The organism is Paenibacillus zeisoli (assembly GCF_003994465.1).
Taxonomy (GTDB): domain Bacteria; phylum Bacillota; class Bacilli; order Paenibacillales; family Paenibacillaceae; genus Fontibacillus; species Fontibacillus zeisoli.
In genome coordinates this window covers 516,036-530,374 of record NZ_RZNX01000003.1, presented here as the reverse complement: position 1 = coordinate 530,374, position 14,339 = coordinate 516,036, and the positions used below count along the sequence as shown (strand labels likewise).

13 protein-coding genes and 7 tRNA genes are annotated in these 14,339 nt (G+C 49.8%); 18 read left to right on the top strand and 2 right to left on the bottom strand.

Going from position 1 to position 14,339, the window contains the following annotated elements; translation table 11 throughout:
* Positions 1 to 87: 87 nt before the first annotated feature.
* From EJP77_RS11430 to EJP77_RS11370, 13 genes are all read left to right on the top strand, one after another.
* A tRNA-Met gene (locus tag EJP77_RS11430) sits at positions 88 to 161 on the top strand.
* Between the two features lie 12 nt (positions 162 to 173).
* Positions 174 to 249, top strand: a tRNA-Val gene (locus tag EJP77_RS11425).
* Between the two features lie 5 nt (positions 250 to 254).
* Positions 255 to 330: transfer RNA gene (locus EJP77_RS11420), tRNA-Thr, on the top strand.
* Positions 331 to 346: 16 nt separating this feature from the next.
* A tRNA-Asp gene (locus EJP77_RS11415) sits at positions 347 to 423 on the top strand.
* A gap of 77 nt (positions 424 to 500) precedes the next feature.
* Positions 501 to 576: transfer RNA gene (locus EJP77_RS11410), tRNA-Phe, on the top strand.
* Between the two features lie 21 nt (positions 577 to 597).
* A tRNA-Tyr gene (locus tag EJP77_RS11405) sits at positions 598 to 682 on the top strand.
* A gap of 5 nt (positions 683 to 687) precedes the next feature.
* Positions 688 to 760: transfer RNA gene (locus tag EJP77_RS11400), tRNA-Lys, on the top strand.
* A 435-nt stretch (positions 761 to 1,195) separates the two neighbouring features.
* Positions 1,196 to 2,317, top strand: coding sequence for a PucR family transcriptional regulator (locus EJP77_RS11395; RefSeq protein ID WP_127199346.1), 1,122 nt, complete (start codon positions 1,196 to 1,198; stop codon positions 2,315 to 2,317).
* Positions 2,318 to 2,432: 115 nt separating this feature from the next.
* Complete coding sequence (locus EJP77_RS11390; RefSeq protein WP_127199345.1) at positions 2,433 to 3,554, top strand: ABC transporter ATP-binding protein; 1,122 nt, start codon at positions 2,433 to 2,435, stop codon at positions 3,552 to 3,554.
* Positions 3,555 to 4,083: 529 nt separating this feature from the next.
* The gene (hprK, locus tag EJP77_RS11385; RefSeq protein WP_127199344.1) at positions 4,084 to 5,025 is read left to right on the top strand and encodes an HPr(Ser) kinase/phosphatase; all 942 of its coding nucleotides are present in this window, start codon (positions 4,084 to 4,086) and stop codon (positions 5,023 to 5,025) included.
* Between the two features lie 12 nt (positions 5,026 to 5,037).
* Positions 5,038 to 6,108: a prolipoprotein diacylglyceryl transferase gene (lgt, locus tag EJP77_RS11380; RefSeq protein WP_127199343.1), complete on the top strand. Its 1,071-nt coding sequence runs from the start codon at positions 5,038 to 5,040 to the stop codon at positions 6,106 to 6,108.
* A gap of 7 nt (positions 6,109 to 6,115) precedes the next feature.
* On the top strand, positions 6,116 to 6,769 hold the full coding sequence (gene ppaX / locus EJP77_RS11375) for a pyrophosphatase PpaX (RefSeq protein ID WP_127199342.1): 654 nt from the start codon (positions 6,116 to 6,118) through the stop codon (positions 6,767 to 6,769).
* On the top strand, positions 6,769 to 7,266 hold the full coding sequence (locus tag EJP77_RS11370) for an acyltransferase (protein ID WP_127199341.1): 498 nt from the start codon (positions 6,769 to 6,771) through the stop codon (positions 7,264 to 7,266). The genes ppaX and EJP77_RS11370 overlap by 1 nt, the downstream gene beginning before the upstream one ends.
* A gap of 84 nt (positions 7,267 to 7,350) precedes the next feature.
* Here EJP77_RS11370 and EJP77_RS11365 read toward each other — a convergent pair whose 3' ends face one another.
* Both EJP77_RS11365 and EJP77_RS11360 read right to left on the bottom strand, forming a co-directional pair.
* The gene (locus tag EJP77_RS11365) at positions 7,351 to 8,742 is read right to left on the bottom strand and encodes a DUF4179 domain-containing protein (RefSeq protein ID WP_127199340.1); all 1,392 of its coding nucleotides are present in this window, start codon (positions 8,740 to 8,742) and stop codon (positions 7,351 to 7,353) included.
* Positions 8,735 to 9,259, bottom strand: a complete 525-nt coding sequence (locus EJP77_RS11360) for a sigma-70 family RNA polymerase sigma factor (RefSeq protein ID WP_127199339.1) — start codon at positions 9,257 to 9,259, stop codon at positions 8,735 to 8,737. The genes EJP77_RS11365 and EJP77_RS11360 overlap by 8 nt, the downstream gene beginning before the upstream one ends.
* Positions 9,260 to 9,530: 271 nt before the next feature.
* On the opposite strand from EJP77_RS11360, the gene EJP77_RS11355 reads away from it, so the two are divergent.
* Genes EJP77_RS11355 through hisH form a run of 5 tightly spaced genes read left to right on the top strand, consistent with a single transcriptional unit; the run spans position 9,531 to position 13,962 of the window.
* Entirely contained in the window at positions 9,531 to 10,706 is a 1,176-nt protein-coding gene (locus EJP77_RS11355) for an ATP phosphoribosyltransferase regulatory subunit (RefSeq protein ID WP_127199338.1), read from the top strand.
* A 41-nt stretch (positions 10,707 to 10,747) separates the two neighbouring features.
* Entirely contained in the window at positions 10,748 to 11,374 is a 627-nt protein-coding gene (hisG, locus tag EJP77_RS11350; protein ID WP_127199337.1) for an ATP phosphoribosyltransferase, read from the top strand.
* Between the two features lie 35 nt (positions 11,375 to 11,409).
* A complete protein-coding gene (gene hisD, locus EJP77_RS11345) occupies positions 11,410 to 12,717 on the top strand; it encodes a histidinol dehydrogenase (RefSeq protein WP_127199336.1) in 1,308 nt (435 codons plus the stop codon).
* A gap of 3 nt (positions 12,718 to 12,720) precedes the next feature.
* Positions 12,721 to 13,332, top strand: coding sequence for an imidazoleglycerol-phosphate dehydratase HisB (gene hisB / locus EJP77_RS11340; RefSeq protein WP_127199335.1), 612 nt, complete (start codon positions 12,721 to 12,723; stop codon positions 13,330 to 13,332).
* Between the two features lie 3 nt (positions 13,333 to 13,335).
* Positions 13,336 to 13,962, top strand: coding sequence for an imidazole glycerol phosphate synthase subunit HisH (gene hisH, locus EJP77_RS11335; RefSeq protein ID WP_127199334.1), 627 nt, complete (start codon positions 13,336 to 13,338; stop codon positions 13,960 to 13,962).
* Positions 13,963 to 14,339: the final 377 nt, after the last annotated feature.

Sequence of the window (14,339 nt, the reverse complement as noted above, 5' to 3'; positions counted from 1 at the left end):
CGAATCCCTCTCTCTCCGCCATTCTCATTATCTGGAACTAAGTAATTTCAGAAGAGAATAGGACAAGCATTAAGGAATTTTTATTATGGCGGCGTAGCTCAGCTGGCTAGAGCGTACGGTTCATACCCGTGAGGTCGGGGGTTCGATCCCCTCCGCCGCTATTATCTACATATGGAGGCTTAGCTCAGCTGGGAGAGCATCTGCCTTACAAGCAGAGGGTCGGGGGTTCGATCCCCTCAGCCTCCACCATATGTGCCGGTGTAGCTCAACTGGTAGAGCAACTGACTTGTAATCAGTAGGTTGGGGGTTCAAGTCCTCTCGCCGGCACCATTTTTATGAATAATGCGGAACTGTGGTGTAGAGGCCTAACATGCCTGCCTGTCACGCAGGAGACCGCGGGTTCGAATCCCGTCAGTTCCGCCATTTATTTAAAATGGATATTTCCACAGTAAAGTGGGAAGCTATAATCACCACTTTATTTTTTTATGATCAAATTGTATGGCTCGGTAGCTCAGTCGGTAGAGCAGAGGACTGAAAATCCTCGTGTCGGCGGTTCGATTCCGTCCCGAGCCACCATATTTTTTTATAAGTTAATTTGGAGGCTTAGTGAAGTGGCTAAACACGGCAGACTGTAAATCTGCTCTCTACGAGTTCGGTGGTTCGAATCCATCAGCCTCCACCAGATAAGAGCCATTAGCTCAGTTGGTAGAGCACCTGACTTTTAATCAGGGTGTCGAAGGTTCGAGTCCTTCATGGCTCATCATACAAGACCGTCAATCTTAGGATTGGCGGTTTTTTTGTGCGTTCAGCCGTACTTTTGATGTTGTTCACCTACAAGTATGCTTGCTAACTATACGAGTTAGCTGGTGAAGAGAACAACGGATCTAATTGAGCACAAGCACGGGGGATCTAAATATGAAGGGCGGAGCCTGAGGAAGTCAATCGGATGGGGGGGCGCCTCCAACTCGGAGGGCACAGTCCGATTGAGACTCATTTTTCGATCGAGGCCACAATCTGTTGAAGAGTCACAATCCATGGAGGCCACATGCAATGAAGACCACATGCAATGAAGGAATAGATGAGCTTGAGAGCGGGTTAGGCGCAGATGATTCGGGTAGATGGATTATGCTACAATAGAGCTAACAATCAGAGTTACCATTCTCTTAATGACATAGCTTAGAAAGGCGCCTTAATCATGGATATCCAAGTAGTGAGAGAGAAGCTTGAGAGAGTTGTCGGAGATACATTGAAGCAGAAGGAACTACCATTGAATGAGTGGAGAACGCTCCAAAAGTCCAATCGAAGTACGGTTCAGAGCGGGTTTCACAGCCCTATATTGAAAGGAAGTCAACTATTCTTTCCCTGGATGCAGACGGATACTAAAGTCATTGGTCTTGTCGTGGATGCTGCGGACGTCTCGGAGTCGGAGAGAAGACTTATTGAACTGGTCATTGAAGCTGCCCAGGTAACTGGAGACAGCCATGTAGTGTCATCCAAGGGGGAAGAAGAGGAACTGAGTGCCCAGCTTTGCAATTGGCTTCAAAGCCAACTTGAGCAGGGAACTTTAAACGAGGAGATTCCTGACCACATTGTGCTGAAGTCACGTTTAGGGGGAACTATGGTCCCTTTTCTGCTCAGTTACGAGAATCGGGCTCATGATGAGATTACTTACGTCCAGTTGAACAAATTGCTTAACAGCTTTTTTGATGGAGATATTACCTTGATCCCTTTGCAAAATAAAGAGTGGTTGATCCTAGTGGGCGAATCTCTCCTAAGCGGGTTCCGTGAGGAAAGTGAAGAGGGTCAGGATGCGGAGCGGGTCATGCTGTATGATCTGTGTCAGGGCATTTACGAACTCATCTCCAATGAGTGGGGTGGGACCTCACATCTCTCTGTATTGGAGCCTATTATGGCTGTTCAGGCACTGGCATCCTCGCTTTCTCTATTAAGGGAAACTTTGCAGCTGGGGCGGTTATTCCACTTTACGGAGCATATACATCTGCCCTGGGCATTATATCTGGAACGCCTGGTATACAGCATTCCTGATGAACAGCGCAGAAAGTTCCTTGAGCAGACTGTGCCGCATACCAGTACCACTGTATTTACAGATAATGAGACGCTATCGACGCTGGAAACCTTTTTTCAACTCGACTGCAATGTAAGTGAAACTGCCAAGCGTTTATACATTCATCGCAATACTTTGCTCTATCGTATGGACAAGATCAAACAGGAGACAGGCTTGGACGTGAGAAGCTTCCGCGACGCTGTTCTGGTGAAGCTTACTCTATTATTGTGTAAAGTGACGAAAAGAAAATAGGTTTTTTGTGCAGTTTGTGTATGGCGGTCTATAGCCCTATCGTTTAATATAAGAATATAAATGTATCCGATTACATTATTACTAATTATAAATTTTGCTTAGGGGGCAATTACTCATGGCTGGTGTACGCTTAGAGCACATTTACAAGAAATATGCAGGATCTGACAAGGCTACTGTTGTTGACGTCAATTTGGATATTAAGGACAAGGAGTTCCTTGTACTGGTTGGTCCTTCCGGTTGCGGTAAATCCACAACTCTACGTATGATTGCAGGTCTTGAAGAAATCTCTGAAGGTAAATTGTACATTGGCGACCGCGTCGTGAACGATGTAGCACCTAAAGACCGTGACATTGCGATGGTATTCCAATCCTACGCATTGTATCCACATATGAACGTATATCAAAATATGGCGTTTGGTTTGAAGCTTCGTAAAGTAAAGAAAGAAGAAATCGATCAACGTGTGCGTGAAGCAGCTAAGATCCTTGATATCACACACCTGCTTGAGCGTAAACCAAAAGCGTTGTCCGGTGGTCAGCGTCAACGTGTGGCCTTGGGCCGTGCGATTGTCCGTGATCCACAAGTATTCCTGATGGATGAGCCTCTCTCCAACTTGGACGCTAAACTTCGTGGCCAAATGCGCGCGGAGATCACTAAGCTGGTTAAACGCCTTGAAACTACTTGTATCTATGTAACGCATGACCAAATCGAAGCAATGACGATGGGTGACCGTATCGTAGTTATGCAAGATGGTATCATTCAACAAGCGGCTTCTCCTGAAGAACTGTACAACCAACCGCAAAACATTTTTGTTGCTGGTTTCATTGGTTCCCCTACAATGAACTTTGTTACAGGAAATCTATCCGAATCAAACGGAGCAGTTCGTTTCAAGGCTCCTGGTCTGGATGTTGAGTTCCCACAAGGTAAAGCAGCGATCCTTAAAGAAAAAGGATACTTTGGCAAAGAAGTTATCATGGGTATTCGTCCTGAGGACATTCATGAAGAGCCTGTATTCCTTGAAGCTTCGCCTAACACAATCTTTAATGCAAGTGTGTTCCTGACTGAGAACATCGGTCACGAAATGCAATTGCACTTGAACGGTATTGGTAACGACTCCGTAATCGCACGTGTAGATGGACGTTCCAGAACACGCGAGGGAGATCAAGTTAAGCTGGCTATCGATATGAACAAAATTCATATCTTTGATAAAGAATCGGAATTGAACGTATTCTTCTCCTAAGAAGATGGATCAAGCCGAAACCGCCCTTCGGGGCGGTTTTTTTAGCTATAAGGGAATTGCAGAATTAGGCAGGAGTAACGGATTTGGTGGCTATAAGGGATTTAGGCTTAATTCATATTTTCGGATAAAAGAACTAGAGTCATCGATGTACAGGTACCTACAAGTAATTTCGTTCGTGAGCCTTCAATCGGTGGGACGAGATACAAATCGAAGCCTTCCGTCAGGAGTGGGCGGTGATTGATTTACCGGGCAATATCCATTACGATAAGTACAATGTGTAAGTAAGAGCAAGAGTGTGAGCAAGTGTGTGAGTGAAGTGCGAGCAAGATTATAGGTTGATTGAAAGTATGAGCAAGATTATGAGTTAATTGAAGTATGAGCAACAATATGAGTTGATTGAAGTATGAGTAACAATATGAGTATTAGTATGGTTACAAGTATGAGTAGTATCGAAGAAATTAAGAGCAAGAATATGAGAAGAAATTACAGATCTGCAGTGAATGGCCGACAGGTAGAAGGGAGAGCACGTATGGCTAAAAAAGTAAAGGTATCGGAGCTCGTGAACCAATTTGGGTTAGAAGTACTTTCCGGTGAACAAGGCTTAAAACGCACGATCACTGTGGATGATCTATACCGTCCGGGCCTTGAACTGGCAGGATATTTCGAATATCATCCTTCAGAGCGGGTACAGATTCTAGGTAAGACTGAGCTGGCTTTTTATAATATGCTGCCAGAGAAAGAACGTAGGGACCGGATGGAGAAGTTGTGTCTAAGTCCGATTACGCCTTGCATTATCATCACTCGGGGACTTGATGTACCGGAGGAAATGGTGCAAATTGGTGAAGAAAAGGAGATCCCTGTTCTTCGCAGCAATATGGCAACGACCATACTTTCGAGCCGTATTACAGGGTTCCTTGAGCGTAAGCTTGCACCTACTGCGACCATTCATGGCGTATTGGTTGATGTATACGGGGTAGGGATGCTCATTACGGGTTCGAGCGGAATTGGTAAGAGTGAGACAGCGCTTGAGCTTGTTAAACGCGGACACCGCCTGATCGCCGATGATGCGGTAGAGATTCGTCAGACCTCTGATAATCAGCTTCACGGTACGGCACCTGAATTGATCCGTCACCTGCTGGAAATCCGCGGAGTCGGAATCATTAATGTGATGACCCTATTCGGTGCAGGGGCAATCCGGAACAATAAGAGAATCACGCTTGTAGTTCGTCTGGAAGCCTGGCAGCAGGAGAAACAGTATGATCGTCTTGGGCTGGATGAAGAGACTACCCGAATTATTGATACGGATGTGCCTCTTGCGACGATTCCGGTTAGACCGGGCCGAAATTTGGCCGTTATTATTGAGGTTGCGGCAATGAACTTCAGATTGAAGCGTATGGGCTACAATGCAGCACTGCAGTTCACCACGAAGCTCACCGAGACCATCGCGGAAGATGTAGATGATTTGGATTAGGAGCGTGTAAGAATGGAAACGTTGTTATTAAATCCGGTCGCTTTTTCCATCTTGGGGCTTCCTATCCGGTGGTACGGCCTGATACTGGGCACAGCGGCTCTAATAGGTATGCTGCTGGCGATTCGGGAAGGAAAACGGTTTGGTATTTCGTCCGAATTTTTCATGGATCTCGTACTGTTTGGGGTGCCTTCCGCCATTATTGGAGCACGGATTTATTTTGTGGCCTTCAAGTGGGATGATTACAAGGACAATCTGCTAAGTGTGTTCAAAATCTGGGAGGGCGGTATAGCCATATACGGGGCGCTGATCGGTGCCATTATATGTGCGGTCATTTATGTCCGGCGTAAAGGATACAACTTCTGGCGAATTGCGGATATTTGTGCACCAGGCCTGATCGTCGGCCAGCTCATTGGCCGCTGGGGGAACTACGTGAACCAGGAAGCCTATGGCGGACCTACAACGGAGACGTTCCTGCGGGATCACCTGCACCTTCCTTCTTTTATCGTGGATCAAATGAATGTTCAAGGTGTCTACCATCATCCTACTTTTTTATACGAATCGTTATGGAATTTGGTCGGCCTCGTCCTGCTGCTGGTGCTGCGCCGTCAGAGGTTCCTTCGTGCAGGTGAACTGTTCTTGTCCTATTTCATCTGGTATTCAATCGGCCGTTTCTTCATCGAACGGGTACGGACGGACAGTCTGGCGTTCAAGGGTCCTGATTGGTTAGCTTCCTTCATGGATGTTCTATGGGCCCCGATGAGAGCGATGGGATTCGAGCCGGGTGCGCTGGATCCCCAGTATGGGAATATACGGATTTCGCAGCTGCTGGCTGTCCTTATTATTGTGGCTGCAGTCATTCTAATTATTTACCGCCGCAAGACAGGACTGTCCGCTGCCCGGTATAGTGACCCTATTATCTCCACTAAGGTGCCGGCAGAAGATCACCTTCCAGAAGCTACACCTGTGACAGTATCTGGTCCTGAAGCGCACAGCAGTGAGTCATTTACGTCGGATAGAAATATTGATGCAAATATAGATAGAGAGACAGAGGATAGGATTAAAACGGAGGATAAGAAGGAGTAGCGAGCAAATGATTGAAACTGTACTGTTCGATTTAGATGGGACGATTGTAAATACGAATGAGCTGATCATCACCTCATTCCTTCACGTTATGGATAAGCATTACCCGGAACCTCCTTTCACCCGTGAGCAAATTATTCCCCATATGGGGCTGACACTGGAGCAGCAGCTTCGGCAGTTCACAGGCAGGGAAGATGTGGCGGAGCTTGTTACCGACTATAGAGCTTACAATATGCTTCATCATGATGCCTTGGTTAGAGAGTTCCCTAATGTGCACAAGGTCATCTCGAGGCTCCATGCGAAGGGGATTACACTCGGTGTAGTCACTACCAAGATGAAGCCTTCTACGATTCTGGCGCTGGAAACCTTTGATCTGTTGAAGTTCATGAAGGAGATCGTAACTCTAAATGATGTGGAGAATCCGAAGCCGCATCCTGAACCGGTTCTAACCGCCATTCAGCGTCTTGGTGCAGATCCGAAGACGACACTCATGGTCGGGGATAGCCCGGCTGACTTGCAGTCGGCACGCGCTGCCGGGGTTCAGTCCGCAGGGGTTGCTTGGTCGCTCAAGGGTGCCGAAGTGCTGAAAAAGTATGATCCTGACTATATACTTAATGACATGACCGACTTATACGGTGTGCTCGGAATGGAGTCTGAAGGCTAGTGAGAAAGGTAACCCGTTATCCGGTAGAGGGGCCAAACGCGCTTTGGCAGCTGTACCGTACGGTAAGTCCTTGGAAAGGCATTTGGAATTTCATTGTGATTCAGCTGACCCGCTACTGCCCGATCCTGCCGCTGAAGAATTGGATGTATCGCCGGCTGCTGCGGATGCGAGTGGGTGAGCATACGGCCTTTGGGCTTATGGTCATGGTGGACGTGTTTTTTCCGGAGAAAATTACGATTGGCCGTAATTCTGTGATTGGTTATAATACAACCATTCTGGCCCATGAGTATTTGATAAAAGAGTATCGTCTGGGTGACGTCGTCATCGGGGATGATGTGCTGATCGGTGCCAACTCCACAATTCTGCCTGGTGTCACCATAGGCAATGGAGCAGTGGTGGCTGCCGGATCGGTCGTACATAAGGATGTTGAGGCAGGCACCTTCGTGGGCGGGAATCCGCTGCGGGTGCTGAAGCGGAACAATCCGGAGGGTGATTGAGGTTGAAGAGATGAGGGTACTGTCCTGATGCGGACAGTACCCTCTTTTGGCATAGATGAAGTTAGAATGTGGAGGAGCCGAAGATTATTGGATGGGAATCGTGATGGGCTGCCGAATCTCATTACCCGGATAGTTGGTGATAGGGATGGTGAGCGGCTGCGGATAGGATTTAGTATCGATAAAGTAATGATACACGTCGAAATCATCATTACTGGAATGAGAAGAATAGGGATCAAGTATACGACTCTCCGAACGTGTAGTTGCAACCTTATGAGTATGGCCTTTGCCATCCGTAAAACTGTAATCCAAGTCAAGGCTGCTTAGAGAGTTGGAGCCTCGTTTGATATGAAACTGAATCTCAGTGGAACCGGAATCGGTAATGACATTACCCAGCCTAACTCTGTCATCGGGGGCATGAACAAGTTCCCGCTTGCTTGTATCGACTACAATACTTAAATGATCACCGAGGGATTCTTCAACGCCATCTGATCGGAACTGCAGGCTTGAGAAATCTGTATAATACAAGCTGTTAAAATACATCCGATTCGGCTCATTCTCTGTGAGAGACGAGCCTCGGAAGGCCGACTCCACAGCCTGGTCTTGCAGCTTCAGAGTAAGTCTGGGCTTGATGAACTGCTGGATTTTGCGGCTGTTCTTCTTGTCATAGCTGAAGCCAAGCTCAGTAGACAATGGATAAAGCGTGGCATCATCCAAGGTTGCCTTGAGACCATGGATCATCATATCCTGATGTACTGGGATGTGCTTCTCCAGGTTTATGAATTTGCTTCGGTCAAGCTTCACAGGGATCTCGAACTTCTGTCTCTTGGCATCGGATGCCTGCCCAGGTCCCCAATTACCGGTAAAAGTAAATTTATCCGGTGTAGTATCGTTACCATAGAAGTTAAGGATGTAACGATTTTGGACGACCTTCTTATTACTTAATTGTGAGAAAGAGTCAGATTCAACCGATGCGGAAACACTCTTGCCGTCCGTGCCTAGAAATTTAGTATTATTCACTGCTGGAGTGGAGCTTCCGTCCATATTCTCCGCGGTATAAAAGAAGATCATCGTCCGCTTGTCGGCAAGAACCCCATCGACCGTAACCCTATAACCACCTTGCTCTCGTGTCTGATTAATAGGCTGGTATAGTCCGTGATTGGCAGCCTCCAGCCAGGCTGAATTGTGACTGATCTGGGACTTGACATAGTCGGGGGCGGTGAAGTTAACCTTGTCGGCAGCAGGCGAAGGGCCAACATGGATGCGGGGCCACATGAGTATAAACAGGCCGATACACAAGGCAAGCGTTCCTGCCATAATTCCAGCGCGGTATCTGAACATGAAGCTGCGGCGCTTCCGGCTGCCCATTTGAATGCCTTGTACAACCGCCTTGTCCAGAAGAGTATCTTCTATGGATTGCTCAGCTATGTGACTGGATTGGAAGTAGTCGATTAATCGCTGCTCTTCGCGTCTATTCATGATCCCATCCCCCTCCTTGTTCAATCTGACCCCGAAGCTGCTTCAAGCCTTGGTGAATCCAAGTCTTAATGGTGCCTTCAGGTTTCTCCAGTATCCTTGCTATTTCCGGTACAGTCATATCCTGGTAATATTTCAACATCAGGGCATGGCGATACTTTGGCTTCATCCGGTTCAGTACCCTCTCGATATCCAGCTTATTTACATCGACCATCTCTATGGTGCCCTGCTGAGGTTCCTGGGAGATTACGTCTACTCTTCTTCGTCGTCTCAGCTCATCGACACAACAGTTCATGAGAATTCGATACAGCCAAGGTATGAAGGTATCTGGATCTTTTAATTTACCGCATTTCATCCAAGCACGGCATACCGTCTCTTGTAACACCTCAAGGGCATCTGCTTCATTACGCAAATAGCTGTAAGCTATGCCATATAACTTCCTCTTCTGACTGTTGATGAGTTCGTGAAATGCGATCTCGTCCCCCTTGCATGCATCAGCGGCCCACTGTCTCTCCTGCATCTTAAGGCCCCCTTCTCAATTAGCCACATAGATATGACGTGCGAGCAGACCAAATCGTTTTTTTTTGAAAAATAATAGCAAATAGAAACACGGCCAATTGCTAAGCAAAGCGCTTTATCGGTATACTCAAAAGGGAACTTCTGGGGACGAGTACTGCATTGACGCTATAATTGAAGTATGATAAACTATCCCATATTCTTTAATTTGGTAGCATGGTAGCACTGTACCATGATAAAGTATACATTAAGAAAGCTGATATGAGGTGAACGGGTTGTCTAAACCGAAAGGGTTTGAAAAACCAGCCGGCGTCCGCGACTATCTGCCGTATGCGGTAGAGCGTCTTCGTGCTATTGAGCGCAGTGTACTAGACTGCATGTCAGGCTGGGGATATCGTCAGATTATGACTCCTACTATGGAATATTACGATACGGTAGGTGTGGCTAGCTCCACATCGGATCAGAAGCTGTTCAAGCTGCTGAATAACCGGGGAACGACCATGGTGCTTCGTTCCGATATGACAGCTCCGATTGCACGTGTGGTGTCTTCTTTATTGAAGGAAGAGCCGCTGCCGATTCGCCTGTCCTATCATGCGAACGTATACCGGGCGATTGAAGAAGAGGCCGGCCGGGAGTCGGAATTCTTCCAGACTGGTGTAGAGCTTGTGGGTGATGATTCGCCCGAGGCGGATGCCGAGGTAGTTGCTCTTGCGGTAGCTTCCCTGCAGGCGGCTGGCGTATCCACCTTTAAGATTGCGCTCGGACATGTTGGCTTCCTGAATGGGCTGCTGGAAGAAGCAGTGCCCGGGGATGAAGAAGCCCGCGAGGGACTGAAGCAAGGGCTTCTTCGGCGGGATTACGTCGGCTATCGTGAGGCTTTGACGAAGCTTAATGTCTCTGAAGCCCAGAAGGAAGAACTGAAAGGCATACTCCGTCTTCGCGGCGGCAAAGAAGTGTGCAGCGAGGCCCGCGGACTCAGTCAAAGTCAGCTGGCACAAGACTCCATCGACCATCTGTGCAAGGTATGGGAAGCCCTGGAGGATTACGGCGTGGCCGAGCATGTCCTGATCGATCTAACGATGATCGGGGACTTCTCTTACTACACAGGCCTAATTTTCGAAGGATATGCAGCCGAGCTTGGGTTCCCGGTATGCAGCGGCGGACGTTATAACAATCTGCTTCAGCAGTTTGGTCGTCCAGTGCCTGCAACAGGTTTTGCGCTTAAGACGAACCGGATTCTTGACGGGGTAGACGGCATCAAAGCTGTGCAGAAGCTGCCTGTCCTGGTGCAGTATAATGCGCAGGGAAGGAAGTCAGCACTTCAAGAAGCTGCGCGTCTGCGCCGTGAAGGCAAGGTTGTGGTAACGCAGCATGTTAATGCGGAAGGCGAATTACGCACGGTAGAAGAGACTGCCGGGAAGTACGCGGATGTCGTAAGTTTTGTTAAATAACAAAAGGTTAGGATTGTTGGAGAGAGGCGGGCTGATCTCAATTGGCTGAAATTATAAAAGTAGCGATGCCGAAAGGCCGTATTTATAAAAAAGCATCTGCATTATTCCGGGAAGCGGGCTTGAACATCCCGCTGGACGTGGATGATACACGCAAGCTGGTTATCCCTCTACCGGAGGTAGGTATGGAGTTCATCCTGGCCAAGCCGGTCGATGTACCGACTTATGTCGAGTATGGCGTAGCCGACATTGGAATCGTCGGCAAGGACGTGCTTATGGAAGAGAAGCGGGATGTGTATGAGCTGCTGGATCTCGGGATTGCCCGCTGCCGGATGTCGGTCATTGCCCTTCCGGATTGGAAGCCAGGCATTCAGCAGCGCGTAGCAACCAAGTATCCGAATGTGGCATCCCAATATTTCAGGGAGCAGGGTCAGCAGGTGGAAGTCATCAAGCTGAACGGTTCCATCGAGCTGGCGCCTTTGATCGGACTAGCGGATCGGATTGTGGACATGGTGGAGACCGGACAGACGCTACGGGAGAACGGACTTGTGGAGATGGAGAGTATCTTCGAGATCACCAGCCGCCTTGTGGCGAACCGGGTTAGCTACCGGATGAAGAATGCTGAAATTCAGCAGGTGTGCGATGCCCTGCAAAAGGTTATTGGTGTGTAGGTTCCAAGGCGAGGAGTAACGAGGAGGAGTAGCTGATGAGAATATTACCGGCACAGGAATTTGATCTGCGGCGTGAGGTAGAGTACGGTTCACCTGAGCAGAACGAAGCCGTGAAGCAAATTGTATCTGATATCAAAAAAGAGGGCGATACCGCGCTGCTGCGTTACACCGAGCGTTTTGACGGCATGAAGCTTAAGGCTGCGGAACTTAGAGTTACGCAGGAAGAACTGAAGGCCGCTTACGAGAAGGTGGAGCCTTCCTTCGTTGAGGCTATAGCCGCTGCAGCGGCGAACATTCGCGCGTTCCATCAGAAGGAGAAGCGGAACTCCTGGATGGATCTGCAGCCGGATGGCAGCATCCTGGGTCAAATTATCCGCCCGCTGAAGCGTGTGGGTGTGTATGTCCCTGGCGGTAAGGCAGCTTACCCTTCCTCGGTACTCATGAATGTCATCCCTGCCCAGGTTGCTGGCGTGCCGGAGATCGTGATGGTTACGCCGCCGGCTACCGGCGGTAAAGCAGGCATTGACCCGTATATTCTCGTCGCCGCTGCGGAAGCCGGCGTAAGCGAGATCTACCGGGTCGGCGGAGCCCAGGCGATCGCAGCCTTGGCGTACGGCACCGATACGATCGAGCCGGTAGACAAGATCTGCGGCCCAGGCAACATCTTCGTCGCGCTGGCGAAGCGCGAGGTGTACGGCGCTGTCGATATCGACAGCATCGCCGGACCGAGCGAGATCGCCGTGCTGGCCGATGACAGCGCGAACGCGGCCTATGTGGCCGCCGACCTGCTGTCCCAAGCCGAGCATGACGAGATGGCCTCGGCCATTCTCGTGACGACTTCGGCGGACTTTGCGAAGGCGTGCGCAGCTGAAGTGCAGCGCCAGCTGGCGGAGCTGCCGCGGCGGGAGATTGCCGCGGCTTCCATTGACAGCTATGGCGTGATCTTGGTGGTGGATTCCATTCAAGAAGGAATCCAGGTGATTAACCGACTCGCTCCAGAGCATTTGGAGCTGATGATCGAGGAGCCGATGGCTTACCTCGGCTTGGTGGAGAATGCTGGGGCCATCTTCCTCGGCCCGTACAGCTCGGAGCCGGTAGGGGATTATTTTGCAGGACCAAATCATATTATCCCGACCAACGGCACAGCGAGATTCTCCTCGCCGGTGGATGTGGATGACTTCATTAAGAAATCCAGCATGATTTACTATAGCAAGCAGGCACTCCTAGAGAACGGTGAGACCATTATGGAGCTTGCAAGACGGGAAGGGCTCGAAGGCCATGCCCGGGCAATTGAAATTCGGCTTCAGCAGGAAGCCAAGGCAGATAGAAAGGCAGGCGAATAGACGATGACAACAGCTAACGGGGCTAATGGTGCACGCCAGGCGAGCATTAGCCGGAAGACGAATGAGACTGATATTAAACTTAATTTTAATGTGGATGGAACCGGGGATTCACGCCTAGAGACGGATGTGCCGTTCCTGAACCACATGCTGGATCTATTCACGAAGCACGGACAATTCGATCTCGTGGTCGATGCAAAGGGCGATATCGAGATTGACGATCACCATACGGTGGAAGACATCGGGATCTGTCTGGGTCATACGATTCGTGAAGCCTTGGGCGACAAGAAAGGCATCAAGCGTTATGCCAGCGTGTTCGTTCCGATGGACGAAGCACTAGCACAAGTTATTATAGATATCAGCAACCGTCCGCATTTCGAATACCGTGCGCAGTATCCTTCGGCACAGGTAGGCAGCTTCAGCGTGGAACTGGTGCAGGAGTTCCTGTGGAAGCTGGCACTGGAGGCCCGGATTACGCTGCATGTGATTGTCCACTACGGACAGAACACGCACCATATGATTGAAGCGGTGTTCAAGGCGCTCGGGCGTGCGCTGGACGAAGCGACCAGTCTGGACCCACGTGTGACGGGCGTACCGTCAACGAAAGGGGTGCTGTAACCCGTGACCATCGCTATTGTCGATTATGGAATGGGCAATCTGCACAGTGTGAGCAAAGCCTGTGAACGCCTTGGTTTTGATGCGGTGGTTACCGGGGACCCTTCGGTCATCCTGAACGCCAGCGGCGTGCTGCTGCCGGGCGTAGGCGCCTTCGGCGATGCGATGGACCATCTTCACGAGAGCGGGCTGGATGTTGTGGTGCGCGAGGCCGCTGCCAGCGGTAAGCCGCTGCTCGGCATCTGCCTCGGTATGCAGCTCCTCTTCGACACGAGCGAGGAGCACGGCGATCACCAGGGCCTTGGCATTCTGCCGGGCCGGGTAGTCCGGTTCGAAGGCGGCAGTTATAAAGTGCCGCATATGGGCTGGAACAAGCTCGAGTATACGAATGCCTCGAGCCCGATTTTTGAGGGACTGGAAGAGGGGCACGTCTATTTCGTGCACTCTTATCATGTCCTCCCGGCACGCAAGGAGGATCTGCTTGCGGTGACGGACTATGGGCAGCCGGTGACTGCGATTGTGGGTCGCGGGAATGTATACGGCATGCAGTTCCACCCGGAGAAGAGCGGGGAGATGGGCATGTCGCTGCTCCGCAATTTCATGGAGCTGGCCGAGGGAGCAAAGCGAGCCTAAATCGTGCATGGAACTGTGTAGAGCAGCATGCAGGGCGGGGAGCTACAAGGAGCTACAAGGAGCAGCAGGGAGCAGCAGGGAGCAGCATAGTGCGGTATGAAGCGGCTTGGCCGCTGTAATCCTGACAGGAGCTACCGCTTAGGGGCTCCCGTGAATGGAAGTGAAGCAGCTCGGCCGCCTGCGAGCGGGCTTGCTGCTTAAGATCCAGGATTTACGGATTGTTTACGGATTGATAGGCTGTAATTCATTGGGGAGTACAGTCTTATAACTACTTGCAGTAGAGTCTGAGAATGAGCAGGAGCCAAATATGTTTTGTGCTTAAAGTGACTCAAAGGACTCTTTTTTAGTGCACCGCGAGGTGCTTTTCTTTTACTGAA